This is a genomic window from Azospirillum brasilense (assembly GCF_008365405.1).
Taxonomy (GTDB): domain Bacteria; phylum Pseudomonadota; class Alphaproteobacteria; order Azospirillales; family Azospirillaceae; genus Azospirillum; species Azospirillum brasilense_D.
Window position 1 is genome coordinate 84,041 of record NZ_QOKV01000015.1, and the last position, 25,545, is coordinate 109,585.

At 67.8% G+C, this 25,545-nt stretch carries 22 protein-coding genes and 1 tRNA gene; 10 read left to right on the forward strand and 13 right to left on the reverse strand.

Features of this window, described 5'->3' with window-relative positions; all coding sequences use genetic code 11:
- Position 1 precedes the first annotated feature (1 nt).
- Entirely contained in the window at positions 2-1,120 is a 1,119-nt protein-coding gene (locus DS837_RS21185) for an NAD(P)H-dependent flavin oxidoreductase (RefSeq protein WP_149166563.1), read from the reverse strand.
- A gap of 25 nt (positions 1,121-1,145) precedes the next feature.
- Positions 1,146-2,381 (reverse strand): aspartate kinase, encoded by a 1,236-nt coding sequence (locus DS837_RS21190; protein ID WP_040133868.1) that lies wholly within the window; start codon positions 2,379-2,381, stop codon positions 1,146-1,148.
- A gap of 156 nt (positions 2,382-2,537) precedes the next feature.
- Here DS837_RS21190 and ubiG point away from each other — a divergent pair, with 156 nt between their 5' ends.
- The gene (gene ubiG, locus DS837_RS21195; RefSeq protein ID WP_149166564.1) at positions 2,538-3,299 is read left to right on the forward strand and encodes a bifunctional 2-polyprenyl-6-hydroxyphenol methylase/3-demethylubiquinol 3-O-methyltransferase UbiG; all 762 of its coding nucleotides are present in this window, start codon (positions 2,538-2,540) and stop codon (positions 3,297-3,299) included.
- 145 nt (positions 3,300-3,444) lie between these two features.
- Here the strand turns inward: ubiG and ptsN are convergent, their stop codons facing one another.
- The 9 genes from ptsN to DS837_RS21240 all read right to left on the reverse strand — a co-directional run bounded on the left by ptsN (position 3,445) and on the right by DS837_RS21240 (position 10,800).
- Positions 3,445-3,903, reverse strand: a complete 459-nt coding sequence (gene ptsN / locus DS837_RS21200) for a PTS IIA-like nitrogen regulatory protein PtsN (protein ID WP_014198055.1) — start codon at positions 3,901-3,903, stop codon at positions 3,445-3,447.
- 34 nt (positions 3,904-3,937) lie between these two features.
- A complete protein-coding gene (gene hpf, locus DS837_RS21205) occupies positions 3,938-4,534 on the reverse strand; it encodes a ribosome hibernation-promoting factor, HPF/YfiA family (protein WP_149166565.1) in 597 nt (198 codons plus the stop codon).
- Between the two features lie 123 nt (positions 4,535-4,657).
- Positions 4,658-6,238, reverse strand: coding sequence for an RNA polymerase factor sigma-54 (gene rpoN / locus DS837_RS21210; RefSeq protein ID WP_149166566.1), 1,581 nt, complete (start codon positions 6,236-6,238; stop codon positions 4,658-4,660).
- Positions 6,239-6,254: 16 nt separating this feature from the next.
- Positions 6,255-7,091 carry an LPS export ABC transporter ATP-binding protein gene (gene lptB, locus DS837_RS21215; RefSeq protein WP_211102374.1) on the reverse strand — a complete coding sequence of 279 codons (837 nt, stop codon included), beginning with the start codon at positions 7,089-7,091 and terminating at the stop codon, positions 6,255-6,257.
- Positions 7,092-7,110: 19 nt separating this feature from the next.
- A complete protein-coding gene (locus DS837_RS21220; RefSeq protein ID WP_247890058.1) occupies positions 7,111-7,956 on the reverse strand; it encodes an LptA/OstA family protein in 846 nt (281 codons plus the stop codon).
- Between the two features lie 26 nt (positions 7,957-7,982).
- Positions 7,983-8,720, reverse strand: a complete 738-nt coding sequence (gene lptC, locus DS837_RS21225) for an LPS export ABC transporter periplasmic protein LptC (RefSeq protein ID WP_149166568.1) — start codon at positions 8,718-8,720, stop codon at positions 7,983-7,985.
- Between the two features lie 26 nt (positions 8,721-8,746).
- Complete coding sequence (locus tag DS837_RS21230; protein WP_149166569.1) at positions 8,747-9,763, reverse strand: KpsF/GutQ family sugar-phosphate isomerase; 1,017 nt, start codon at positions 9,761-9,763, stop codon at positions 8,747-8,749.
- A gap of 200 nt (positions 9,764-9,963) precedes the next feature.
- Positions 9,964-10,590 carry a ribonuclease D gene (locus DS837_RS21235; protein ID WP_149166570.1) on the reverse strand — a complete coding sequence of 209 codons (627 nt, stop codon included), beginning with the start codon at positions 10,588-10,590 and terminating at the stop codon, positions 9,964-9,966.
- A 123-nt stretch (positions 10,591-10,713) separates the two neighbouring features.
- Positions 10,714-10,800: transfer RNA gene (locus tag DS837_RS21240), tRNA-Leu, on the reverse strand.
- Between the two features lie 228 nt (positions 10,801-11,028).
- Here DS837_RS21240 and DS837_RS21245 point away from each other — a divergent pair.
- The gene (locus DS837_RS21245; RefSeq protein WP_149166571.1) at positions 11,029-12,018 is read left to right on the forward strand and encodes a complex I NDUFA9 subunit family protein; all 990 of its coding nucleotides are present in this window, start codon (positions 11,029-11,031) and stop codon (positions 12,016-12,018) included.
- Positions 12,019-12,190: 172 nt separating this feature from the next.
- Positions 12,191-13,366 (forward strand): MFS transporter, encoded by a 1,176-nt coding sequence (locus DS837_RS21250; RefSeq protein ID WP_149166572.1) that lies wholly within the window; start codon positions 12,191-12,193, stop codon positions 13,364-13,366.
- 22 nt (positions 13,367-13,388) lie between these two features.
- On the opposite strand, the gene DS837_RS21255 is transcribed toward DS837_RS21250, so the two are convergent.
- Positions 13,389-14,189, reverse strand: coding sequence for an undecaprenyl-diphosphate phosphatase (locus DS837_RS21255; protein ID WP_149166573.1), 801 nt, complete (start codon positions 14,187-14,189; stop codon positions 13,389-13,391).
- 390 nt (positions 14,190-14,579) lie between these two features.
- Here DS837_RS21255 and DS837_RS21260 point away from each other — a divergent pair, with 390 nt between their 5' ends.
- The 7 genes from DS837_RS21260 (at position 14,580) to DS837_RS21280 (ending at position 23,996) form a co-directional block, all read left to right on the forward strand.
- Entirely contained in the window at positions 14,580-16,028 is a 1,449-nt protein-coding gene (locus tag DS837_RS21260; RefSeq protein WP_149166574.1) for an NAD(P)-dependent oxidoreductase, read from the forward strand.
- Positions 16,029-16,154: 126 nt separating this feature from the next.
- Positions 16,155-20,702 carry a glutamate synthase large subunit gene (gltB, locus tag DS837_RS21265; protein ID WP_149166575.1) on the forward strand — a complete coding sequence of 1,516 codons (4,548 nt, stop codon included), beginning with the start codon at positions 16,155-16,157 and terminating at the stop codon, positions 20,700-20,702.
- 187 nt (positions 20,703-20,889) lie between these two features.
- A complete protein-coding gene (locus DS837_RS21270) occupies positions 20,890-21,345 on the forward strand; it encodes a GNAT family N-acetyltransferase (RefSeq protein WP_149166576.1) in 456 nt (151 codons plus the stop codon).
- Positions 21,346-21,446: 101 nt separating this feature from the next.
- Positions 21,447-22,115 (forward strand): glutathione S-transferase family protein, encoded by a 669-nt coding sequence (locus DS837_RS21275; protein ID WP_149166577.1) that lies wholly within the window; start codon positions 21,447-21,449, stop codon positions 22,113-22,115.
- Positions 22,116-22,214: 99 nt separating this feature from the next.
- On the forward strand, positions 22,215-22,385 hold the full coding sequence (locus tag DS837_RS32140) for a hypothetical protein (protein ID WP_170295935.1): 171 nt from the start codon (positions 22,215-22,217) through the stop codon (positions 22,383-22,385).
- Between the two features lie 456 nt (positions 22,386-22,841).
- Positions 22,842-23,006 carry a hypothetical protein gene (locus DS837_RS32145; protein WP_170295936.1) on the forward strand — a complete coding sequence of 55 codons (165 nt, stop codon included), beginning with the start codon at positions 22,842-22,844 and terminating at the stop codon, positions 23,004-23,006.
- Positions 23,007-23,045: 39 nt separating this feature from the next.
- On the forward strand, positions 23,046-23,996 hold the full coding sequence (locus DS837_RS21280; RefSeq protein ID WP_149166578.1) for a serpin family protein: 951 nt from the start codon (positions 23,046-23,048) through the stop codon (positions 23,994-23,996).
- A 94-nt stretch (positions 23,997-24,090) separates the two neighbouring features.
- Here DS837_RS21280 and chrA read toward each other — a convergent pair whose 3' ends face one another.
- Positions 24,091-25,482: a chromate efflux transporter gene (gene chrA, locus DS837_RS21285; protein WP_149166579.1), complete on the reverse strand. Its 1,392-nt coding sequence runs from the start codon at positions 25,480-25,482 to the stop codon at positions 24,091-24,093.
- Between the last annotated feature and the right edge of the window lie 63 nt (positions 25,483-25,545).

Consider the following 25,545-nt stretch of genomic DNA (forward strand, 5'->3'; position numbering starts at 1 on the left):
CTCATGCCGCCCCCAGGATGGCCGATTGACCGGTGGCCGATTGACCGATGGCCGGTAAGTCGCCGGCTTCCGTCTGCGGGCAGCGGGCGGCCAGCGCCGATTCGGCCTGGGCGATCAGGTCGCCGATGATCTCGGCCACCGGCTGCTCGCGCGTGACCAGCCCGACGCTCTGCCCGGCCATCAGCGAGCCGCTTTCCACGTCGCCGTCGATCACCGCGCGGCGCAGCGCGCCGGCCCAGAAATGCTCGATCTCCAGGATGCCCTCGTCGCGCGTCGTCTCGCCGCGGTCCACCCGGGCGATGACCTCGCGCTGAAGCTCCATGAAGCGCTTGGACCCGGCGTTGGTCAGCGCCCGCACCGGAATCACCGGGAAGCGCGGGTCGATCTGCACGGACGCCTGGGCGTCGCGCGCCGAGGCCCTGATGAAGACCTGCTTGAAGCGCGGATGCGCGATGGATTCGGTGGCGCAGACGAAACGGGTGCCGATCTGCACGCCCGCCGCCCCCTGCTCCAGATAGGACAGGATGGCCTCGCCGCGCCCGATGCCGCCGGCCGCGAAGATCGGGACCTCGCGCAGGTCGGGCAGGATTTCCTGCGCCAGGACGGTGGTGGAGACGGGTCCGATGTGGCCGCCGGCCTCCGTGCCCTCGATCACCAGGGCGTCGATGCCGAGCTTGACCATCCGCCTGCCGCTGACCAGCGTCGGGGCGAAGGTCATGGCGCGGGCACCGCCGTCCTTGATGCGCTTGATGGTGGCGCCGCTGGGGAAGCCCCCGGCGATCACCACATGGCTCACCGCCAGCTCCCGGCAGACGTCGATCAGACGGTCGAGGTCCGGGTGCATGTTGATGAGGTTGACGCCGAAGGGCTTCGCGGTCAGCGCCCGCGTGGCGGCGATCTCCGCCGCCAGCAGGTCCGGCGGCATCGAGCCGCAGGCCAGCACGCCGAAGCCGCCGGCGTTGGAGATGGCGGAGACGAGGTGGCGTTCCGACACCCAGCTCATCGCGCCGCCCATGATGGCGGTGCGCGTGCCGAGGAAGGCGCAGCCACGCTCCCACAGCCGATCGAGTCGGGCGCCTGCGACCACGTCGGACCTGGAGTCGGACCTGGCGTCGGTCATCGCCGCCCCTCCCCCTTCACCCGGCTCAGGCCGCGTCCAGCCCGTAGGCGGTGTGCAGCGCGCGCAGCGCCAGCTCCGCATACTCCTCGGCGATCAGGACGGAGATCTTGATCTCGGAGGTGGAGATGACCTGGATGTTGATGCCCTTGTCGGCCAGCGCCTTGAACATGCGCTGCGCGACGCCGGCGTGGCTGCGCATGCCGACGCCGATCACCGACACCTTCACCACGTTGGCGTCGGAGACGATGCGCTTGTAGTTCAACTCGGCCTGGGCGTCCTCCAGCACCTTGACGGCGCGGGCGATGTCGGCCTTGCCGACCGTGAAGGTCATGTCGGTGGACTTGCCGTCTTCCGACACGTTCTGGACGATCATGTCGACATTGACGGCGGCGTCGGTCAGCGGACCGAAGATGCTGGCCGCCACGCCCGGACGGTCGGCGACGCCGATGAGGGTGATCTTCGCCTCGTCGCGGCTGTAGGCGATGCCGCTCACAACTTCCTTTTCCACGATCTCGTCCTCGTCAACAACAAGGGTACCGGGAAGCGCGCTGCCGGCGGCCTCCTCGAAGCTCGACAGAACCTGCACGCGCACGCGGTGGTTCATCGCCATCTCGACCGAGCGGGTCTGCAGGACCTTCGCCCCCTGCGACGCCAGCTCCAGCATCTCCTCATAGGTGATCTTGGAGAGCTTGCGCGCCTTGGTGACGATTCGCGGGTCGGTGGTGTAGACGCCGTCCACGTCGGTGTAGATGTCGCAGCGGTCGGCCTTCAGCGCCGCCGCCAGGGCGACCGCCGAGGTGTCGGAACCGCCGCGGCCCAGCGTGGTGATGCGGCCGCTTTCGGTCACGCCCTGGAAACCGGCGACCACGGCGACCTCGCCGGTGTTCATCCGCTTGTCCAGCTCCGCCGTGTCGATCGACACGATGCGCGCCTTGCCGTGCGTCTCGTCGCTGTAGATCGGAATCTGCCAGCCGAGCCAGGACCGCGCCTGGATGCCGAGCGACTGCAGCGCGATGGCGAGGAGACCGGAGGTCACCTGCTCGCCCGAAGCGACGATGGCGTCGTACTCGCGCGCGTCGTGCAGCTTGTCGATGTCGTTGCAGTATTTCACGAGCTGGTTGGTCACGCCGGACATCGCCGACACGACGACGGCGACCTGATGCCCCGCCTTGACTTCCTGCTCGACCTTTCGGGCCACGTTCTTGATGCGGTCGATGTCGCCGACCGACGTGCCGCCGAACTTGAGGACGATCCGCGCCATACCTCACACCATATCTGGGCCGGCGAGAAAGCCGGCAGTCCGCGCCCCCGCTCTACCGTTGCCGGCGCGGGGCGGCGTATCCATACTCTGTCGATCACAGCGAGGCAAGTTCGCCCCGCAATTGTTCTCGCAATCCAAGCATACGGGATTTCCTTCATGACCGCGACCGCCGGAACCGCAGGCACCTCTGGCACTGTCGACCCCCAGGACATCGCCCGCTTTTCGGCCATTGCCGCGGAATGGTGGGACCCCGCGGGCAAGTTCCGGCCCTTGCACCGGCTGAACCCGCTGCGGCTGGCCTACATCCGCGACACGCTGTGCCGCCGCTTCGGCCGCGACCCGCTGGCAACGGAGCCGCTGAAGGGGCTGCGCATCGTCGACATCGGCTGCGGCGGCGGCCTGCTGTCCGAGCCCATGGCCCGCATGGGCGCCTCGGTGGTCGGCGTGGACGCGGCCGAGCGCAACGTCCGCACCGCCGCCGCCCACGCCGCGGAGACCGGCACCCCCGTCGACTACCGCGCCACCACCGCCGAGGCCCTGGCCTCCAGCGGCGAGCGCTTCGACGCCGTGCTGGCGATGGAGGTGATCGAGCATGTCGCCGACGTGCCGCTGTTCGTGAAGTCCTGCGCGGCGCTGACCGCGCCGGGGGGCGCGCTGTTCCTGGCGACGCTGAACCGCACGCCGAAGTCCTTCGCGCTGGCCATCGTCGGGGCGGAGTACATCCTGCGCTGGCTGCCCCGCGGCACCCACAATTGGCGCCAGTTCCTGCGCCCCGGCGAGCTGGCCGCCGCCGTGCGCGCGGAAGGGCTGGCGATCCGCGACCTGACCGGCATCACCTACAACCCGCTGTCCGACGAGTTCCGGCTGAACCCGCGCGATCTCGACGTGAACTACATGGGCTGGGCCGAGCGGGCCTGAACGTACAGGGCGGCGGCGAGGCGTACGGACGTACATACGTACGCCTCGCCGCCGCGGTCTGAAAAGACGGCGGCACCGGGTGCCGGAAAACGAAAACGGGAGAGCCGGCGGCTCTCCCGTTTTCATGTTCGCAAGGAAACGCGCCTTACGCCGCGTGGCTGGCTTCGTGCTGGGTCAGCAGCGCGTAGATCGCGTCCGCCGAGTCCGAACCGCGCAGCTTCTCGCACATGGACTGGTCGCGCAGCAGGCGTGACACGCGGGCCAGCGCCTTCAAATGGTCGGCGCCGGCATGATCCGGAGCCAACAGCAGGAAAATCAGATCGACCGGTTGCTCATCGATCGCATCGAAGTCGATGGGCCGCTCCAGCCGGGCGAAGACGCCGTGGACGCGGTCGAGGTTGGGCAGCTTGCCGTGCGGGATGGCGATGCCATGACCCACGCCGGTGGTGCCCAACCGCTCGCGCTCCAGAAGGACGTCGAAGATCGCCCGTTCGTGCTGGCCGGTCAGCTCGGACGCCTTGCGCGCCAAGTCCTGCAGGGCCTGCTTTTTGCTGCCGGCCTTGAGGTTCGGGAGGATGGCGTGCGGCGTGATGAGATCGAGCATGACGCTATGATTGTGGTTGGAACGGAAACCGGACTCAGGCGCCGGCCTTCTCCGCCGGGTCCACCCAACCGATGTTGCCATCGGCGCGGCGGTAGACCAGGTTCAGGCGGCCATGGGCGCCGTTGCGGAACATCAGGGCCGGAGCGTCGGCGAGTTCCATGCGCATCACCGCCTCGCTGACCGCCAGGGTCGCGATGGTGGTTTCCATCTCGGCGATCACCATGGGCTGCGCCTCCTCGGCAGCGGCCTCTTCGCTCTCCACATGGGCCTCGTCCTTCTCCGCTTCCAGGATCTGGTAGCGGGCCGGGAAGGCTTCCTGCGCGGGGGCTTCGACGCTGTGGTGGTCGCGCAGGCGGCGCTTGTAGCGGCGCAGGCGCTTGGCCAACTTCTCGCACGCGGTGTCGAAGGCGGGGTACGGCTCGGTGGCGTCGGACGCGCTCTGAAGGACGATCCCACGACCGACATGGACCTGAATGTCGGCCTTGAACAGATGCGCTTCGCGCGTCAGGACGACGTTGGCCTCGATCGGCTTGTTGAAATACTTGCCGACGATGGTGTTCAGGCTGTCCGCGACGTGGGTGCGCAGAGCGTCGCCAACGTCAAGCTGCTTGCCTTTGACGGTCAGTTGCATTTTGGGATGTTTCCAATCTGGTCCGCGATAGACATAGGACGACGGAAGGCCGCCACGTGCGGACGGGGACCATAGTGACGGCGGTATGGGCTGTCAATCAAGGACGGCCCCCTCCCGGCCCGGTTACATGCGTGACATCTTGGCACGGCGTCGCTGCACCGATGACGGAATGCGCATCGCTTCACGATACTTCGCGACCGTCCGGCGCGCAATGTCGATCCCTTCACCACGAAGGATTTCGACGATTTTATCGTCCGACAACACGTCGTCCGGCTTCTCGGCGTCAATCATCGCCTTGATGCGGTAGCGCACGGCCTCCGCCGAGTGGGCCGCCTGCCCGTCGGCCCCCTGGATGGCGGAGGTGAAGAAATATTTCAACTCGAACACGCCGCGCGGCGTCGCCATGAACTTGTTGGTCGTGACGCGGCTGACCGTGCTCTCGTGCATGCCGATCGCCTCGGCGATGTCGCGCAGGATCAGCGGCTTCAGATGCGAGACGCCATGGATGAAGAAGGCGTCCTGCTGCCGGATGATCTCGCTGGCCACCTTCAAAATGGTGGTGGCGCGCTGGTGCAGCGACTTGACCAGCCAGTTGGCCGACTGGAAGCGCTCGGTGATGTATTCCTTGTCCGCCTTGTTGCGGGCGGTGCCGGAAATGCGCGCGAAATAACGGTGGTTGACCAACACCCGCGGCAACGTGTCCGGGTTCAGGTCGATCAGCCAGCCGCCGCCCGGATTGGCGCGCATCAAAATGTCGGGGGTGACGAGTTGGGCGGGCGTGTGGTCGAAGCTGAGCGCCGGCTTGGGGTTCAGCTTGCGGATTTCCGCCACCATGTCGGCGACGTCCTCGGCGTCCACGCCGCAGACCTTGATCAGCGCCGGCAGGTTGCGCGCCGCCAGCAGTTCCAGATGGTCGAGCAGGGCGGCCATGGCCGGGTCGAAGCGGTTCTTCTCGCGAAGCTGGATCGCCAGACATTCCTTCAGCGACCGCGCGAAGATGCCCGGCGGGTCGAAGCGCTGGCAGGCGGCGAGCACCCGCTCCACCCGCTCCGGCGCGCAGCCGAGCTGTCCCGCCAGGCTCTCGACCTCCAGCCCGGTGATCCAGCCGGCCTCGTCCAGCATGTCGATCAGCGCCAGCCCGATGAGCTGGTCGCCGAGGTCCGGCAGGTCGATCTTCAGCTGCTCGGTCAGGTGGTCGCGCAGGCTCTTCTGGCCGGTCAGCGTGGCTTCCAGGTTGGACTCGTCGTCCTCGAAGCCGCCGCGGCCGCCGCGCTCCTGCCAGGAGCCGTAGACGTCGCTGGAGCCGTCCGTCCCGTCGGAGAAACGGTCGTCGGAATAGACATTCTCGAAATCGGTGTCGAGCGGCGCGTCGGAGGCCGATCCCATCGTCTCCGACGACGTCATCTCCACCGTGTCGCGGGTGCGCCCGTCGGTCATCGGCGGCTGGCGCTCCTCCGGCGCCGCGAGGTCCACCGCACCGGGCTCGCCCCCGCCGCCGTCACCGGCACCGTCGCCCCCGGCCTCGCCGCCACCCTCGCCGGGGCCGCCGTCGCGCTCCAGCAGGGGGTTCTGCTCGATCTCGCGATCCACGAAGTCCGACAGTTCGATGTTCGACAGCTGCAGCAGCTTGATGGCCTGCTGCAGCTGCGGAGTCATCACCAGGGACTGGGTCTGACGAAGATCGAGGCGTTGGCTGAGCGCCATGGGCAGGGAAACCGCACTAGAGGCTGAACCGGTCCCCGAGGTAGACCCGGCGCACATCCTCGTGCGCCACGATCTCGGCCGGCTCTCCCTCCATTAGTACCACACCATCGTGCAAGATGTATGCCCGATCGACGAGGTCGAGCGTTTCACGCACGTTGTGGTCGGTGATGAGCACGCCGATGCCGCGGTCGCGCAAGTGGCTGACCAACTCGCGGATGTCGTTCACCGCGATCGGATCGATGCCGGCCAGCGGCTCATCGAGGAGAATGAAATGCGGCTGCGAGGCCAGGGCACGGGCGATCTCGACGCGCCGCCGCTCGCCACCCGACAGCGCCAGCGCCGGGGCGCGGCGAAGGTGGGTGATCGAGAACTCCGCCAGCAGCTCGTCCAGCATCTGCTCGCGCGTGTCGCGGTTGGGCTCGACCACCTCCAGCACGGAGCGGATGTTGTTCTCCACCGACATGCCGCGGAAGATCGACGCCTCCTGCGGCAGATAGCCGATGCCCAGCCGCGCCCGGCGGTACATGGGCAGCGACGTGATGTCCTGCCCGTCGAGCAGGATGGTGCCGGAGTCGGCGGCGATCAGCCCGGTGATCATGTAGAAGCAGGTCGTCTTGCCCGCCCCGTTGGGGCCGAGCAGACCGACCGCCTCGCCGCGCTGGACCGTCACGGTCACGTCGCGGACGACCGGGCGCTTCTTGTAGGCCTTGCCCAGATGCAGGGCCACCAGCCCTTCGGTCGGACGCGCGTCGGTGGCGGGGTGGTCCGCCGGGAAACCCGACGGGTGGCCCGACTGGTTCGAGGCGGAAAGGGTCGGACCGCCGAGGTTCCGGTCTTCGATGTCCATGGTCATTGATTCGCTGCCGGGTCGGTCAGGGCTTCGCGGCGGGCTTGCCACCCGCCTGCGCGGTGGGCCGGCCGGCCGGGGCGCCCGGCTCCTGGCCGGGGACCAGCAGGCCCATCACCCGCCCGCCGGTGGCGGGGCCGGCGATCACCCGGTTGACCTTGGTCTTCATGTTCATCTCGGCAGCGTCGCCATTGAGCTGGTTGTCGTTGCGGGTGATCTTGACGTTGCCCAGCAGAACCGCCGTCTCGTCGGCCACCGAATAGACCAGCTTGTCCGACAGCGCCACGTCGGTCGCGGTGGTCACCACCACGCTGCCGGCGCCGTCGATGCGCTCCATCTGGGTCGAGCCGTCCGGCATCTTCTTGAGCTGGCCGATCAGGATGTCGGCGCGCAGCCGGTCGCCGTTGGCGATGCGCACGGCCACGGCGTCGCCGCGGGCCACCGTCAGATTTTTGGCCTCGTAATATTCCAGCGTGTCACGCGCCGTCACGATGTCGGTGCGGGTGACCAGCTTGAGGTTGCGCCCCGTGACCACCGCCACCTGCTTGTCCACATCGTAGACGCCGCGCTCGCCGAAAACCTCCTGGGTCGGGCTGACGATGCGCACGTTGCCCTCGGCGAGAAGCTGGAACACCTCGTTCCCCTTGCCGGGAACCTCGCGGTAGTAGGCGGTCAGCACGTCGGCGTAGACGGTGCTGTCGGTGCGCTTGGCCGAGGCGTTGCCGCGCGCCACATAGGCGCGCACGTCCTGATGCCATTCGATGGCCTGATCGGCGTCGACCTCGATCGGGTTCGGGCCGCCGCCGAGGCCGGGCAGCCCCTGGGCCGCCGCCGGGACGGAGGCCCCCGACAGCAGAAGGAACGCGGCCATGAACGGGGCCGCAAAGGTGGCTGCACTCAACGCGTCTTTCCTCCCGGGCTTTCGGCGGCCTGGACGTCGGCCTTGGACTGGTTCAGGAACACCATCGTCTTGCCGCGGTCGGACAGGCGGAAACCCTCGGCGTTGATGACGCCCTGCGGCCCCTGGCCCACGACATGGACATCGCCCCAGGCGGTGCCCTTGCGGATGTCGGACTCCGCTTCCTCGGTGGTGAATTCGTTGCCGTCGTCACGCATGACGCGGACATGGCCGCGCATCTTCAGGATGCCGGTGACCTGATTGTACCAGCCCTTGTCGGAGCGGATGGTCACCCAGGTGCCGTCGGTCTGGGTCATCTCCGCCTCCGGCTGGTCGAGCAGGACGATGTCCGGCTGGTCGGCGATGCGGTCGGCCTTGGCCGCCACCAGGGAGAAGGGCTGGTTGTCCTCGTCCACCGCGACGTAGCGCGGCTTGATCATCTCAAGCTGGCCCTTGTCGGCGGAGATGCGCAGGGTCGGCAGTTCGGTCAGCGAGGGCCAGACGGCGATCAGCGCCATCACCGCCAGCGCCAGCGCCGGAAGCGCGAACTTCATGCCGGTGACGAAACGGCTGTAGACCCGGCTGACCGGACGAATTTCCCGGCGCCGGTGGACGCGCTTGGCCGCCTCCCCGTCCGGTGCCGCTCCTGGCATGGCCATAAGCTGCGCGGCAAGGGAAGGCGCATCGGCCCGCCGCTCCTGCGTGTTCACCGTCCGATCCTTCAGGTCGCTGTCCATGGCGTCAACCGTCCTCCGGCTGCCCGTCACGCCGCCCCGGCGCGCAGGCAATCGTGAATGTGCACAACACCGAGCGGCCGGTCCGCCTCCACCACGAACAGGCTGGTGATCTGCTTCGCGTTCATTTCCCGCAGCGCCTCCTCGACCAGCGCCTTGGGGCGGATCGTCTTGGGCCGCGGCGACATGATGCTGTCGGCGCGTTCCGCCCACAACTCCGGCGTCAGGTGGCGGCGGAGGTCGCCGTCGGTGATGACCCCGGCCAGCGCGCCCGCGGCGTCGACCACGCCGACGCAGCCCAGCCGCTTGGCCGTCATCTCGAATATGACGGTGGAAAGCGGCGTATCCAAGGCGCACAGGGGCATATCGTCGCCCTTGTGCATCACGTCGGTCACCTTCAGCAGCGCCCGGCCGAGCTGGCCGCCGGGGTGGAACTGCTTGAAATCCGCCGCCGTGAAGCCGCGCCGCTCCAGCAGCGCCACCGCCAGGGCGTCGCCCAGCGCCAGCATCATCGTGCTCGACGTGGTCGGGGCCAGACCCAGCGGGCAGGCCTCCGGGGCCGGCGGCAGCACCAGCGCCACGTCCGCCTGCTCGGCCAGGGAGGAGCCGGCGCGCCGGGTGATGCCGATCAGCGGGATGTCGAAGCGGCGGGTGTAGGCGACGATGTCCGACAGCTCGTGCGTCTCGCCGGAGTTGGACAGGGCGATGACCGCGTCCTGCCGGGCGATCATGCCGAGGTCGCCGTGGCTCGCCTCGCCCGGATGGACGAAGAAGGCCGGCGTGCCGGTGGAGGCCAGGGTCGCGGCGATCTTGCGCGCCACATGGCCGGATTTGCCCATGCCGGAGACGACGACGCGGCCCGCGATCCCGGCCAGCCGGTCCAGCGCACGCACGAAGGCGCCGTCCAGCCCGTCCGCCAGCGCGGTCAGGGCATCGGCCTCCATCCGCAGGACGCGCCGGGCGCTCGCGAGGTCGCGATCGGCCGCGGCGTTGGCCGCGGTGTCGGCCGGGCAATCGATCAGGCTGGATGCGGTCAGGCTCGTCAAGGCGGTGCTTGCCTCTTCTGGTTGGTCCATAAGGCCGAAAATGGGTACCCCCGCTGGCGACGCGCGTATCCGCGACAACGGGCCGGCCGCCGCGCGGGCAGTATGCCCACCCGCGCGCGTCCGGTCAAATCAACGTCCGGAGGTCCCGGCCTATTCCCCCGGCCCGTACGTCGGGACGACAGCCATCAATGCGACAGCCCTCAATGCGACAGAATGTCCGGTTGTTCCCAACCGCCGAGGTCCAGTTCCCCACGGGCCGGCAGGAAGTCGAAGCAGGCCTTGGCGAGATGGGTCCGCCCCTCGCGCGCCAGCATGACGTCCAGCTTCTCCTTGAGGTCGTGCAGGTGCAGCACGTCGGAGGCGGCGTATTTCATCTGTTCCGGCGTCAGCTCCGCCGCACCCCAGTCGGAGGACTGCTGCTGCTTGGACAGCTCCACCCCCAGCAGATCCTTCACCAGATCCTTCAGCCCGTGCTTGTCGGTGAAGGTGCGGACCAGCTTGGACGCGACCTTGGTGCAGTAGACCGGCTGGCAGGCGACGCCGAGGTAGGCCCGCATCACCGCCACGTCGAAACGGGCGAAGTGGAACAGCTTGGTAACCTCGGGGTCGGTCAACAGGCGCCTCAGGTTCGGAGCGTCGTATTCGCCCTTGCGGAATTGGACCAGATGGACCGTGCCGTCGCCGGGGGAAAGCTGGACCAGACACAGCCGGTCGCGGTGGGGATTCAGCCCCATGGTCTCGGTGTCGATGGCGACGGCGCCGCCGCGGGCCAGGGACTTCAGGTCGAGACCGTCCGGCAGGTCGCCGTCATGGAGGTCGATGGGCATTGGGTGGCTTCCCGCTCAGGTGGACGGCCCCCGGCCACGGACCCCAGAAACGACGAACGCCGCTCTGCTACCTGTCCGTCCCGCTGGGGGAGGTCCGTAGCATGCGGCGCAGCCGGGTAGATATGGTGCCCAGGAGAAGACTCGAACTTCCACGACATTTCTGCCACAGGTACCTGAAACCTGCGCGTCTACCAATTCCGCCACCTGGGCTCGGTGTGGGCCGCTTATGTAGCCGTCCGGCGGAGGCCCGTCAACAGCTTTTTTTCACTGTCGCGCCGAAGGCCCTGCCGGGCGCGAAATGGGCCGCGGGTGGCGCGTCAGGCCCTAGCCTCTTTAAGGAGGTTTCTATATAAGCAACCCCCGATCCGGTCGCCCTGCCCCGCTGGCGGGCGGCCCGGAGGGAAGAATTTGCGGGCCCAACGGCACGGGAGAAGGTCGATGTCCTATCGCTCTGAAGTGGTCACGGTGTTCGGCGGTTCGGGATTCGTCGGCCGCCACCTCATTCGCCGCCTCGCCAAGACCGGCGCCATCGTGCGCGTGGTGTCGCGCCATCCGAACAAGGCCAATTTCCTGAAGACCGCCGGCTCGGTCGGGCAGATCGTGCCGATGGCCGCCGACGTGAAGGACGACCAGTCCGTCGCGCGGGCCATCCAGGGCGCCGACACCGTCATCAACCTGATCGGCACGCTCTACGAGCGCGGGGCCTGGAATTTCCAGACCGTGCATGTCGACGCCCCGGCGCGCATCGCCCGCATCGCCAAGGCCAGCGGCGTGGGCCGTCTCGTCCATGTCTCGGCCATCGGCGCCGACGCCAAGTCGGCCTCGGCCTACGCCAAGTCCAAGGCGGCGGGCGAGCAGGCGGTGGCGCAGGCCTTCCCCGGCGCCACCATCATCCGCCCGAGCATCGTCTTCGGACCGGAGGACGGCTTCTTCAACAAATTCGCCGCCATGGCGCAGGTCTCCCCGGCGCTGCCGCTGATCGGCGGGGCGACGAAGTTCCAGCCGGTCTATGTCGGCGATCTGGCCGACGCCATCGCCGCCGCCGCGACGCTGGACTCGGCGGCCGGCCGGACCTTCGAGCTGGGCGGGCCGCGCGTCTACAGCTTCAAGGAGATGATGCAGCTCATGCTGCGGGAGATCCGCCGCAAGCGTTTCCTCGTCCCGATTCCCTGGAACGTGGCGGAGACGCTGGGCGGCCTGCTGGAGAAGGTGCCGCCGATCGTCGCCCCGCCGCTGACCCGCGATCAGGTGGAGATGCTGAGGACCGACAACGTCGCCGCCGCCGGCGCGCCGGGCTTCAAGGAGCTGGGCATCACCAACCTGTCGAGCTGCGAGGTGGTCCTGCCGACCTACCTGTCGCGCTTCATCGTCGGCGGCCGTTCCAACACGATGCCGCGCGACGCCGGCAACCATTCCGGCGCGCACTGAGTCCTCGGTTCCGCGCGATCGAAACGAAAGCCCCGGCCGCCGCCGGGGCTTTCGCCGTTTTGGGTTCCCACCGCCACTCGCAATGGTGCCCTGCGGCGCGCGGCCTTGATTCCCGCGGCTTTCTGCCGCATCTGGCCCCTTCATCGGATTGACGGAAGGGGCGCCGGGAGTCATGCAGGCGGCAACGCAGGATTTCACCATACGGGAATTCGCCGACCGCGCCCCGGGCGCCCGGCTGGCTTCCCTGGCGGCCTTCTTCGTCAACGGGTCGGTCTTCGGCGTCTGGGCGACCCAGATCCCGGCGATCAAGGATCACCTGGACCTCAGCCCCGGCGTGCTCGGCGTCGCCCTGCTCTGCCTCGCCACCGGGGCGCTGACGGCCATGGTCGGCACGGGCCCGCTGCTCGGCCGCATTGGCAGCGCCCCGGTGATCCGGATCACCGCCCTGTTCTTCGCCCTGATCCTGCCGCTGCCGGCGCTGATGCCGGATCTGCTGTCGCTGTGCGCGGTGCTGTTCCTGTTCGGGGCGGCGGGCGGCACCATGGACGTGGCGATGAACGCCCACGGCGCTTTGGTGGAGCGCCATCTCGGGCGGCCCATCATGTCGTCGCTGCACGGTATGTGGAGCCTGGGCGGCCTGTTCGGCGCCGGGGTCGGCGGTTTGCTGCTGCAAGTGCTGCCGCCGCCGGTCCAGGCCTCCATCCTCGCCGCTGCGCTGCTGCTCCTGTTCTTCGCGCTGCAGCGCCGCTTGCTGCCGGGCAGCGCCGACCGGCGGGCGGAGCCGACCGGACTCGCCCTGCCCGACCGCGGCACGCTGCTGCTGGGATCGCTGACCTTCCTGGCCTTCATGAGCGAGGGCGCGATCCTGGACTGGAGCGCCGTCTATCTGCGCGAGGATCTGGGCGGTGCGGCGTCCATCGCGGCGCTGGGCTTCGCCGTCTTTTCCGGCGCCATGGCGGTGGGCCGCTTCTGCGGCGACCGGCTGCGCCAGCGCTTCGGCGGGCCGGTTCTGGTCCGCGCCGGCGCGGTCCTGGCTTTCGCCGGGCTGGCCGTCGCGCTGACCGGCGGCGGGCCGGTGATGGCGGTCGCCGGCTTCGGGCTGACCGGGCTCGGCCTGTCGAACGTGGTGCCGGTGCTGTTCAGCGCCGCCGGCGCCAAGGCGGAGGGGGAGGCCGGCCAGGCCATCGCCGCGGTGGCGACCCTCGGCTACGCCGGGGTGCTGACCGGTCCGGCGCTTCTGGGCTTCGTGGCGGAGGCCAGCACGGTGGGCTTTTCCTTCGCCCTGGTCGCCGCGCTGGCGCTGGTCATCGCCGCGGCCTCCTCGCGCGCCGTCGCCCGAGAGGGCTGAGGCGCGGCGGGAAGCCGGCTCTTTACAGATAAAGGAACGCCAGCATCCCCGACCCGATGGCGATGCGGTACCAGGCGAAGGGCGCGAAGCCGTAGCGTCCGACGAAGTCCACCAGCACCTTGACCACCAGCGCCGCCGCGATGAAGGCGGTGACGAAGCCGACCCCGATCAGCAGCGCGGAGTCGACGGTCATCAGGCTCCAGTTCTTGTAGAGGTCGTAGACCGTGGCGCCGGCCATGGTCGGGATCGCCAGGAAGAAGGAGAATTCCGCGGCGGTCCGCCGGTCCACCCCCATCAGCAGCGAGCCGAGGATCGTCGCACCCGACCGCGACACGCCCGGCACCAGCGCCAGGCACTGGCACAGGCCGATCTTCAGCGCGAGCGGCGCCGGGAAGCGCTCGATCTGGTGGTAGCGCGGGACCGGCACCAGCCGCTCCGCCATCAGGATCGCCACGCCGCCCAGGATCAGCGCGATGCTGACCACCGTCGGGTTGAACAGCACCGCCTTGATGACGCCGTGCAGCGCCGCCCCCAGCACCATCGCCGGCAGGAAGGCCAGGATCACCGCCACGGCGAAGTGGCGGGCGCCCGGATCGTCCTTCAATCCGGTGACCACCTTCCACAGCCGGGCGAAATAGACCGTGCAGATCGCCAGGATCGCGCCGAGCTGGATCACCACCTCGAACACCTTGCCCGGCGGGCCTTCGAAGCCCAGCAGGGTGTCGAAAATGATCAGGTGGCCGGTGGACGAGACCGGCAGGAATTCGGTCAGCCCTTCGATCAGGCCGAGCAGAGCGGCGTCCAGATATTGGTCGATCAACATGCGGCGCGGGGCCTCTGACAAGATGGCGGGGGCAATGTCCGGCTTATAGCAGCGCAGCATGGCGAAGGCGACGACCCATGGGGCGATACCCCGAATTGGGCGATGGTCCCGGATCGGTCCTAATTTTCTTGCTTGTTTTTCGGGCACTCCCGTCGTCTACGGAGGCCTCCGCGACATCGAGTCACGGTTTGGTCAGCCATGCTGTCCTAACGGCGAAAATATGCTCGCGCGGCGCCTTCTCTTGCGGTATATGACGTTCAGACCGCGTGACCGCGGGCTTTCGTTTTCACTGCGGCCACGCCCCTCGCCATGCCCCACCGGCACGAAAAGGGCCGCCCGGCCGCCGGCGCCGTCCCCATGCACGGGACACGGGAAGAAGGAGCAGGCGTTATGGCGAACCAGAGGATGTTGGGCTTCGTGCACACCGCGCAGCGGATGCCCGACAAACGCCCGGCCGAGGAGCGCCGCCAGGATTTCGCCGAGATCTACGCCCGCTTCTCCGACGATCGCGCCAACGAGCAGGCCAACCGCTGCTCGCAGTGCGGCGTTCCCTTCTGCCAGGTGCACTGCCCGGTTTCCAACAACATCCCCGACTGGCTGAAGCTGACCTCCGAAGGCCGGCTGGAGGAGGCTTACGAGGTCTCCCAGGCGACCAACAACTTCCCGGAGATCTGCGGCCGCATCTGCCCGCAGGACCGCCTGTGCGAGGGCAACTGCGTCATCGAGCAGTCGACCCATGGCGCCGTCACCATCGGGTCGGTCGAGAAGTACATCAACGACACCGCCTGGGATCAGGGCTGGGTGAAGCCGCGCACGCCGTCGCGTGAGCTTGGCCTGTCGGTCGGCATCATCGGCGCCGGTCCCGCCGGCCTCGCCGCCGCCGAGGAGCTGCGCGCCAAGGGCTACGAGGTGCACGTCTACGACCGCCACGACCGCATGGGCGGCCTGCTGGTCTACGGCATCCCCGGCTTCAAGCTGGAGAAGTCGGTGGTCGAGCGCCGCGTGCAGCTTCTGGCCGACGCCGGGGTGGTCTACCACCCGAACTTCGAGGTCGGCCGCGACGCCTCCCTGCCGGAGCTGCGCCGCAAGCACGTCGCCGTGCTGGTCGCCACCGGCGTCTACAAGGCGCGCGACATCAAGGCGCCGGGCTCAGGGCTCGGCAACATCGTGGCGGCGCTCGACTACCTGACCACCTCCAACAAGGTCAGCCTGGGCGACACGGTGGAGGCGTACGAGAACGGCTCCCTGAACGCCGCGGGCAAGCATGTGGTGGTCCTGGGCGGCGGCGACACCGCCATGGACTGCGTGCGCACGGCCATCCGCCAGGGCGCCACGTCGGTCAAGTGTCTGTACCGCCGCGACCGCAAGAACATGCCGGGCTCGCAGCGCGAGGTCGCCCACGCCGAGGAAGAGGGCGTGGAGTTCATCTGGCAGGCTGCCCCGGAAGGCTTCACCGGCGACACGGTGGTGACCGGCGTGCGCGCCGTGCGCATCCATCTGGGCGTGGCCGACGCCACCGGCCGCCAGACCCCGCAGGTGATCGAGGGGTCGGAGTTCACGGTCCAGGCCGATCTGGTCATCAAGGCGCTCGGCTTCGAGCCGGAGGATCTGCCCGCCCTGTTCGGCGAGACGGAGCTGAAGGTCACCCGCTGGGGCACGCTGCTGGTCGACCACCGCAGCAAGATGACCAACCTGGAGGGCGTCTTCGCCGCCGGCGACATCGTGCGCGGCGCCTCGCTGGTGGTGTGGGCCATCCGCGACGGCCGCGACGCGGCGGAGGGCATCCACGCCTACGCCAAGGCGAAGACCGAGGCGCCGCTGGCTCAGGCCGCCGAGTAAGCCAAGCAATCCATAATTCCGCGGGTTCCAGGGGTCCATTTCAACCCCTGGCGGGGGTGAAGGGGCGAAGTCCCCCTTCCGAACAGACTGCCCCCGTCAAAACAGACTGACTGAAAGGGTCCACCGATGACCACCGAGTTGAACCAGGGTGAGCAGTTCGTCGCCGACTTCCGCGCCAACGCCGCGGCGCTGACCACTGCCAACGCCTACAACCCGGAGGATGAGCACGACGCCTGCGGCGTCGGCTTCATCGCCGCGATCGACGGCAAGCCCCGCCGCTCGGTGGTCGAGAAAGGCATCGAGGCGCTGAAGGCCGTCTGGCACCGCGGCGCCGTGGACGCCGACGGCAAGACGGGCGACGGTGCGGGCATCCACGTCGCCGTGCCGCAGAAGTTCTTCAAGGACCATGTGAAGGTCATCGGCCACCGCGCGCCGGACAACAAGCTGGCCGTCGGCCAGGTCTTCCTGCCGCGCATCAGCCTGGACGCGCAGGAAGCCTGCCGCTGCATCGTCGAGACCGAGATCCTCGCCTTCGGCTACTACATCTACGGCTGGCGCCAGGTGCCGATCAACGTCGACATCATCGGCGAGAAGGCCAACGCGACCCGTCCGGAGATCGAGCAGATCATCGTCGGCAACAACAAGGGCGTGTCCGACGAGCAGTTCGAGCTGGACCTCTACATCATCCGCCGCCGCATCGAGAAGGCGGTGAAGGGTGAGCAGATCAACGACTTCTACATCTGCTCGCTGTCGGCCCGCTCGATCATCTACAAGGGCATGTTCCTGGCGGAGCAGCTGACCACCTTCTACCCGGACCTGCTGGACGAGCGGTTCGAGTCCGACTTCGCCATCTACCACCAGCGCTACTCGACCAACACCTTCCCGACCTGGCCGCTGGCCCAGCCCTTCCGCATGCTCGCCCACAACGGCGAGATCAACACGGTCAAGGGCAACGTCAACTGGATGAAGGCGCACGAGACCCGGATGGAGCATCCGGCCTTCGGCAGCCACATGGCGGACCTGAAGCCGGTGATCGGCGTCGGCCTGTCGGACTCCGGCTCGCTCGACACCGTGTTCGAGGTGATGGTCCGCGCCGGCCGCACCGCGCCGATGGTCAAGATGATGCTGGTGCCGCAGGCGCTGACCAGCTCGCAGACCACGCCGGACAACCACAAGGCGCTGATCCAGTACTGCAACTCCGTCATGGAGCCGTGGGACGGCCCGGCGGCGCTGGCCATGACCGACGGCCGCTGGGTCGTCGGCGGCATGGACCGCAACGGCCTGCGCCCGATGCGCTACACGATCACCACCGACGGCCTGATCATCGGCGGGTCCGAGACGGGCATGGTGAAGATCGACGAGACCCAGGTCATCGAGAAGGGCCGCCTCGGCCCGGGCGAGATGATCGCCGTCGACCTCCAGTCCGGCAAGCTCTACCGCGACCGCGAGCTGAAGGACCATCTCGCCACGCTGAAGCCGTGGGACAAGTGGGTGCAGAACACCACCCACCTGGACGAGCTGGTCAAGACCGCCTCGCTGAAGGGCGAGCCGTCGGACATGGACAAGGCCGGCCTGCGCCGCCGCCAGCAGGCCTTCGGCCTGACCATGGAAGACATGGAGCTGATCCTGCACCCGATGGTGGAGGACGGGAAGGAGGCCATCGGCTCGATGGGCGACGACAGCCCCATCGCCGTTCTGTCCGACAAGTACCGCGGCCTGCACCACTTCTTCCGCCAGAACTTCTCGCAGGTCACCAACCCGCCCATCGACTCGCTCCGTGAGCGTCGGGTGATGAGCCTGAAGACGCGGCTCGGCAACCTCGGCAACATCCTGGACGAGGACGAGACGCAGACCCGCCTGCTGCAGCTCGAATCGCCGGTCCTGACGACCGCCGAGTTCCGCGCCATGCGCGACTACATGGGCGACACGGCGGCCGAGATCGACGCGACCTTCCCGGTGGATGGCGGCCCCGATGCGCTCCGCGACGCGCTGCGCCGCATCCGCCAGGAGGCGGAGGACGCGGTGCGCGGCGGCGCCACCCACGTCATCCTGACCGACGAGGCGATGGGCCCGGCGCGGGCCGCCATCCCGGCGATCCTCGCCACGGGTGCGGTGCACACGCACCTGATCCGCTCCAACCTGCGCACCTTCACCTCGCTGAACGTGCGCACGGCGGAGGGGCTGGACACCCACTACTTCGCCGTGCTGATCGGCGTCGGCGCCACCACGGTCAACGCCTACCTCGCGCAGGAGGCCATCGCCGAGCGCCACCGCCGCGGCCTGTTCGGTTCCATGCCTCTGGAAAAGGGCATGGCCAACTACAAGAAGGCCATCGACGACGGCCTGCTGAAGATCATGTCCAAGATGGGCATCTCGGTCATCAGCAGCTACCGCGGTGGCGGCAACTTCGAGGCCATCGGCCTGTCGCGCGCGCTGGTCGCCGAGCATTTCCCGGCGATGGTCAGCCGCATCTCCGGCATCGGCCTGAACGGCATCCAGAAGAAGGTGCTGGAGCAGCACGCCACCGCCTACAACGAGGAGGTCGTGGCCCTGCCGGTCGGCGGCTTCTACCGCTTCCGCAAGTCGGGCGACCGCCACGGCTGGGAAGGCGGCGTGATCCACACGCTGCAGCAGGCGGTGACCAACGACAGCTACACCACCTTCAAGAAGTACAGCGAGCAGGTGAACAAGCGCCCGCCGATGCAGCTCCGCGACCTGCTGGAGCTGCGCTCCACCAAGGCCCCGGTGCCGGTGGACGAGGTGGAGAGCATCACCGCGATCCGCAAGCGCTTCATCACGCCGGGCATGTCCATGGGCGCGCTGTCGCCCGAGGCCCACGGCACGCTGAACGTCGCCATGAACCGCATCGGCGCCAAGTCCGACAGCGGCGAGGGCGGCGAGGACCCGGCGCGCTTCCGCCCGGACAAGAACGGCGACAACTGGAACAGCGCCATCAAGCAGGTGGCTTCGGGCCGCTTCGGCGTCACTGCCGAGTACCTGAACCAGTGCCGCGAGCTGGAGATCAAGGTCGCCCAGGGCGCCAAGCCCGGCGAGGGCGGCCAGCTCCCCGGCTTCAAGGTGACCGAGATGATCGCGCGGCTGCGTCACTCGACGCCGGGCGTGATGCTCATCAGCCCGCCGCCGCACCACGACATCTACTCGATCGAGGATCTCGCCCAGCTCATCTATGACCTGAAGCAGATCAATCCGGATGCGAAAGTGACGGTGAAGCTGGTCAGCCGTTCCGGCATCGGAACGATTGCTGCGGGCGTCGCCAAGGCCAACGCCGACATCATCCTGATCTCCGGCAACAGCGGCGGCACCGGCGCTTCCCCGCAGACCTCGATCAAGTTCGCCGGCCTGCCCTGGGAGATGGGCCTGTCGGAGGTCCATCAGGTCCTGACGCTGAACCGCCTGCGCCACCGCGTGCGGCTGCGCACCGACGGCGGCTTGAAGACCGGCCGCGACATCGTGATCGCCGCGATGCTGGGTGCCGAGGAGTTCGGCATCGGCACGGCCAGCCTGATCGCCATGGGCTGCATCATGGTCCGCCAGTGCCACAGCAACACCTGCCCGGTCGGCGTCTGCGTGCAGGACGACAAGCTGCGCCAGAAGTTCGTCGGCACGCCGGAGAAGGTCGTCAACCTCTTCACCTTCCTGGCGGAAGAAGTGCGCGAGATCCTGGCCGGCCTGGGCTTCCGCTCGCTGAACGAGGTGATCGGCCGCACCGACCTGCTGCATCAGGTCAGCCGCGGTGCGGAGCATCTCGACGACCTCGACCTGAACCCGCTGCTGGCCCAGGTCGATCCCGGCGAGAACGCCCGCTACTGCACGCTGCAGGGCCGCAACGAGGTGCCGGACACGCTGGACGCCCGCATCGTCGCCGACGCCCGCCCGCTGTTCGAGGAGGGCGAGAAGATGCAGCTCGCCTACAACGCCCGCAACACGCAGCGCGCCATCGGCACGCGGCTGTCCTCGATGGTGACCCGCAAGTTCGGCATGTTCGGGCTGCAGCCCGGCCACATCACCATCCGCCTGCGCGGCACCGCCGGCCAGTCGCTCGGCGCCTTCGCGGTGCAGGGCATCAAGCTGGAGGTGATGGGCGACGCCAACGACTATGTCGGCAAGGGCCTGTCGGGCGGCACCATCGTCGTCCGTCCGACGACCTCCAGCCCACTGGAGACCAACAAGAACACGATCATCGGCAACACGGTCCTCTACGGTGCGACGGCGGGCAAGCTGTTCGCCGCGGGCCAGGCCGGCGAGCGGTTCGCCGTCCGCAACTCCGGCGCCACCGTGGTGGTCGAGGGCTGCGGCTCCAACGGCTGCGAGTACATGACGGGCGGCACGGCGGTCATCCTCGGCCGCGTCGGCGACAACTTCGCCGCCGGCATGACGGGCGGCATGGCCTACGTCTACGACCTGGACGACAGCCTGCCGTTGTACATCAACGACGAGAGCGTGATCTTCCAGCGCATCGAGGTCGGCCATTACGAGAGCCAGCTCAAGCACCTGATCGAGGAGCATGTGACGGAGACGCAGAGCCGCTTCGCCGCCGAGATCCTCAACGATTGGGCGCGTGAGGTGACCAAGTTCTGGCAGGTGGTTCCGAAGGAAATGCTGAACCGCCTGGACGTGCCGGTCCATCTGCCGAAGGCCATCTCGGCGGAGTAAGCCCCAAGCAATAAGTCTCAAGTGGATTGTGCATACGCGAACGGCGGTCCGGGGCAACCGGGCCGCCGTTTTTCACGCCGGCCGTTGCACGGGCGTCCTTTTCAGGGCGCCGCTTCTTGGAATAATCTGGTGCGGAATGGGTTGTTAGGACCGCCTGGGGGCATCCGCAACCACACGGGAGGGCGTCATGCCGGCAGAGGACGGCTTGCGCATCGACATTCGCTTCGCCACGGCGGCCGACGGGCCGCGCTGTGCCGACATCTTCCTGCACGGGCGCCGCAACGCCTTTTCCTGGCAACCCGAGGACCGCTTCGGCCTGGACGACTATTACGACTGCGTGGACGGGGAAGAGGTGCTGGTGGCGGAAGCCGGCGGCTGCGTGGTCGGCTTCGTCTCCGTCGATGCCGGCGACCGCTTCATCCACACCCTGTTCATCGACCCGCTGTGGCGCGGGCGGGGCATCGGCAGCGCGCTGCTGCGCGAGGCGCTGACCCTGCTGCGCGGTTCCGCGGAACTGGCCTGCGCCTCGCGCAACGCGGCGGCCCGCGCCTTCTACGAGCACAACGGCTGGACCCCGGTCCCCGCCGCCGAAAGCGGAGGGGATGCGGAACCCCTGGTGGTCTACCGCAAATCCGCCCTTTGACACCCTCCCGGCACGGTTAATCCATAAGCCGAAGGAGCGGTGTCACAAGCCAAAGCGCAGACTGTTTTCCACGCTCCCCATACGCTACAGTCCGGCCCGGCATGCGGACACTCCATCACCACCCCCTCCATCCCTTGTCCCGCGTCGCGCGGGTGATGCTGGCCGAGAAGGGTCTTCCCTTCGATTCGGTCATCGAGAAGCCGTGGGAACGGCGCGAGGATTTCCTGATGCTGAACCCCGCCGGCGAGCCGCCGGTGCTGGTGGAGGAGGACGGGACCGTCGTGGCCGGCGGGCTGCCCGTTCTGGAGTATCTGGAGGAGGCCTACCCCGACGTGGCGCTGATGCCGCGGGAGGTGGCGGCCCGCGCCGAGGTGCGCCGCATCGTCGACTGGTTCACCCGGACCTTCGACCGCGAGGTGACCGAGAATCTGGTCGGCGAGAAGCTGATCAAGCGGCTGTCCGGCCAGGGCCACCCCTACGCCCCGGCGATCCGCGCCGGTCTGGCGAACATCCAGTACCACATGGAATACATCGCCTTCCTGTCGGAACGCCGCCCCTGGCTGGCCGGCTCCGCCTTCACCGTGGCCGACATCGCGGCGGCGGCGGCGCTGTCCTGCGTCGATTACGTGGACAACGTGCCGTGGGACAAGGTGCCGGAGGCCAAGGACTGGTACGCCCGCATCAAGTCGCGCCCCAGCTTCCGCGGCCTGCTCACCGACAGCATCCCCGGCTGCCCGCCGCCCCGCCATTACGCCGACCTGGATTTCTGAGCCGATCTGTCCGACCGGGATAGGTCCCGCCGAAGGGGGAACCCCATCCGTACCGGTCTGTTTCGTTTTGGTTGCAGAACGGCAGAGGAGGATGGGGGCATGGCCCAACACGACTACGTGCGTCACACGCTCGATTGCCTGGAGGAGGCGCAAGCGGCCCTGCGGCTTGCGCAACGCAAGGGCCAGATCGCGCCGGAGGACGAGGACCAGCTGTCCCGCCGCCTCGATACGATCACCGAACGCATCGCCCAGGTTCAGGACATGACCTGACACCGGCAGGGGCCGCGCCGTCCCCGGCGCGGCCTGCGGCGACAGGCTGCCGCTTGTGCTCGGATACCTTCCGTGGACGCAGCACAGGTTTGGCGGATCGACTGACCGTGGGTGGTTCTGGGTTTCCTTGTTAAGCCACCGATACGGTGAATCTTCCGCCAGTGTCCAGTCACGAGCCGCGCGGCTTCCGGTCGCTCCCCTGCCAATTTCATGGGCCGATGGTCCCGCCACCCGCCCTTGATTTCCCTGTCGCACCATGAAGCGCAGATCATTTACCCATGACGATTGGAATGCAGATCACGGATCGCCACCGTTGGAAATTCTCTTCGCGAATAAGCGAATTCGTCACCCTGCATAATAGTTCGAAAACTAATGATTATTTGTTGAATGATTTTCTCTTTTTTGTAGACTAATATCAATAATTATGCATTTTATAGGTACATATGATGACATTTAATGTATTTCCAGCCGGGCAAGTGGGACGACGGCACCTTCGATAATGGCATTGTCATCCGCGGCATGCTGATGAATCAGGGCCACCCAGGAGTGGGTGCGATCGAGTATGCCGTACTCAACGGCGGCCAGCTTATCACCTGGGACGCCACGATATTCAAAAGCTGAAATGTGCCCCAGCTGGACACGGCGAAGGAGGATGCAAAGATGAACGTGCTGGGAACATCAAATTTGACGAACAGCCCGGTACAGAGCCTCAACTCCGTCTCCCAAGCGACATTCGCATCATCAAAGATGGTTGCTGGAACTCCGGCGCCGACAGACCGAGTGTCATTCAGCCCATTAGCTTCGGCCCTTCATGATGAATCTCTTACCGCCTTCAACGCATTGTCGGTTGAGACACGATCTCAGCTTTCCTCTCTCGTCGACAGCGGCGCGCTCTCTGGCGAGGACGTGCACAATGCTCTGAAGCAACGAACCAAGGAGGCGCGTCTCGGCGCTTATGCGGCAACCTTCCGCATGGCCAATAATGATAACGCCGATCTGTTCTCCAGCGGGTCTGCGACGTCTTCCGATTTCCGGGAGGCGCTGCGCGCGGCTTCGGAAAAGCGGGCGGGAATGATGGAGAAACTGTCCGCATTGCTGCAGAGCGGGCAGGATGGCTCCGACGATTACGCCGCACTGTCTGACCAGCTTAAGGCATTGATACCAAACGCCCGGTTACTGGCTGGCGGGAGCGGCGTCGTCAACCCGTTCCAACCGATTGACCCAGGGGAATCCCGCCTGATGTCGACGCGCGGCGAAACCGACGCCGTTTACAAGCTGAAAGCCGCGGGCGTCGATCTGTCCGCCATCGACAAGGCCTTACGCCCAATGGGTGAACGTGACGCCGCGTCGCTTGTTGCCGAACGTACCGGTCTCCCGCAGACGCATACGGTCTCGAAGGACCACGCGTTCTCATTGGATCAGGCGCTCATTCAGCCGATATCCGCGCCACCGTCGGCGGCGGGGGCTGTTTCCGGCACCGACGGTCGCTTCATCGACACCGACTTCCTGGCCAACATCGGGGCCGCCATCGGACCGTTGAAGGGAAACGCCTTTGGCGAGGACGCAGACGCAGCTCGGCAATATTGGCGGGGCCTGCGAGCCAGCTACTGATCATTTATGAAATTCGTGGTTCCTGCTACGGTCGGCGGCAACGCCAAGCCTGTGCCGCACCGTCCGAATGTGCCCAAGCACGAGTTCCGTCCCGCTACGCCAGCCCCGCCATGCGCAGCGCCACCCCGGCCAGCGCGCAGGCGCCCAGGGTGGGCAGCATCCCTGCCCTGAAACGGAACACCGCCAGCACCGCCGCCACGGTCAGCGCCAGCGCCGGCAGGTTGACGCTGGCGAGGACGGGCAGGTCCAGCCTCATCCCGGCGACCGACACCGGCTCCAGCCGGGCGAACAGCGTGTGCAGGGCGAACCACAGCGCCAGGTTCAGGATCACCCCGACCACCGCCGCGGTGATCGCCGACAGGGCGGCGCCGAGCATCCGGTTGCCGCGCAGCGCCTCGACATAGGGCGCGCCGAGGAAGATCCACAGGAAGCAGGGCACGAAGGTCACCCAGGTGGTCAGCAGCCCGCCCAGCACCCCGGCCAGCAGCGGCGGCAGCGCCCCCGGATCGCGCAGCGCGCCGAGGAAGCCGACGAACTGCACCACCATGATCAGCGGCCCCGGCGTCGTCTCCGCCATACCCAGCCCGTCCAGCATCTCGCCGGGATGGAGCCAGCCGTAGGTCTCCACCGCCTGCTGCGCCACATAGGCCAGCACGGCGTAGGCGCCGCCGAAGGTCACCACCGCCATCTTGGAGAAGAAGACGGCGATGCCCGTGAACGTGTTGTCCGGCCCCAGTGTCACCAGCAGCGCCAGCACCGGCCCCAGCCACAAAGCGAGGCACACCGCCCCGACCCGCAGCGACCAGGCGGTGGAGGGGCGGGCATGGTCCGGCGTCCCCTCGCCCAGCAGGCTGCTCCCGTGCGTGGACGGGTCCGGCCCGTGCCGCACCGGCCGGAAGGCGGAGACGCCCAGCCGCGCCCCACCCAGCCCGATCAGGGCGGCGGTCAGGATGATCAGGGGGAACGGGACGTCGAAGGCGAAGATCGCCAGGAAGGCCGCCGCCGACAGGGCGACCATCGCCCCGTTCTTCAGCGTGCGCCGCCCGACGCGGACCACCGCCTCCAGCACGACGGCCAGCACCGCCGCCTTCAGCCCGAAGAACAGCCCCTGCACCGCCCCGGTGTGCCCCAGCGTCGCGTAGAGCAGGCTGAGCGCCATGATGGCGAGCACGCCGGGCAGGATGAACAGGATTCCGGCGATCAACCCGCCCACCGTCCGGTGCATCAGCCAGCCGATGTAGACGGCCAGCTGCTGCGCCTCCGGTCCCGGCAGCAGCATGCAGTAGTTCAGGGCGTGGAGGAACCGCTCCTCCCCGATCCACTTCTTCTCGTCCACCACGACGCGGTGCATCATGGCGATCTGGCCGGCCGGCCCGCCGAAGCTCAGTGCCGCGATCCGCGCCCAGACGCGCACCGCCTCCCACAGGCCCACCCCGTGGCCGGCGGTGTCCACACCGGGTGCGTTGGCGCTGTCCGCCTGGGTCATGCGTCGTCTCCGGAGCACGCGAAGGGGCGCCATTCAGACCATAACGGACGGTCCGCCGCCAGC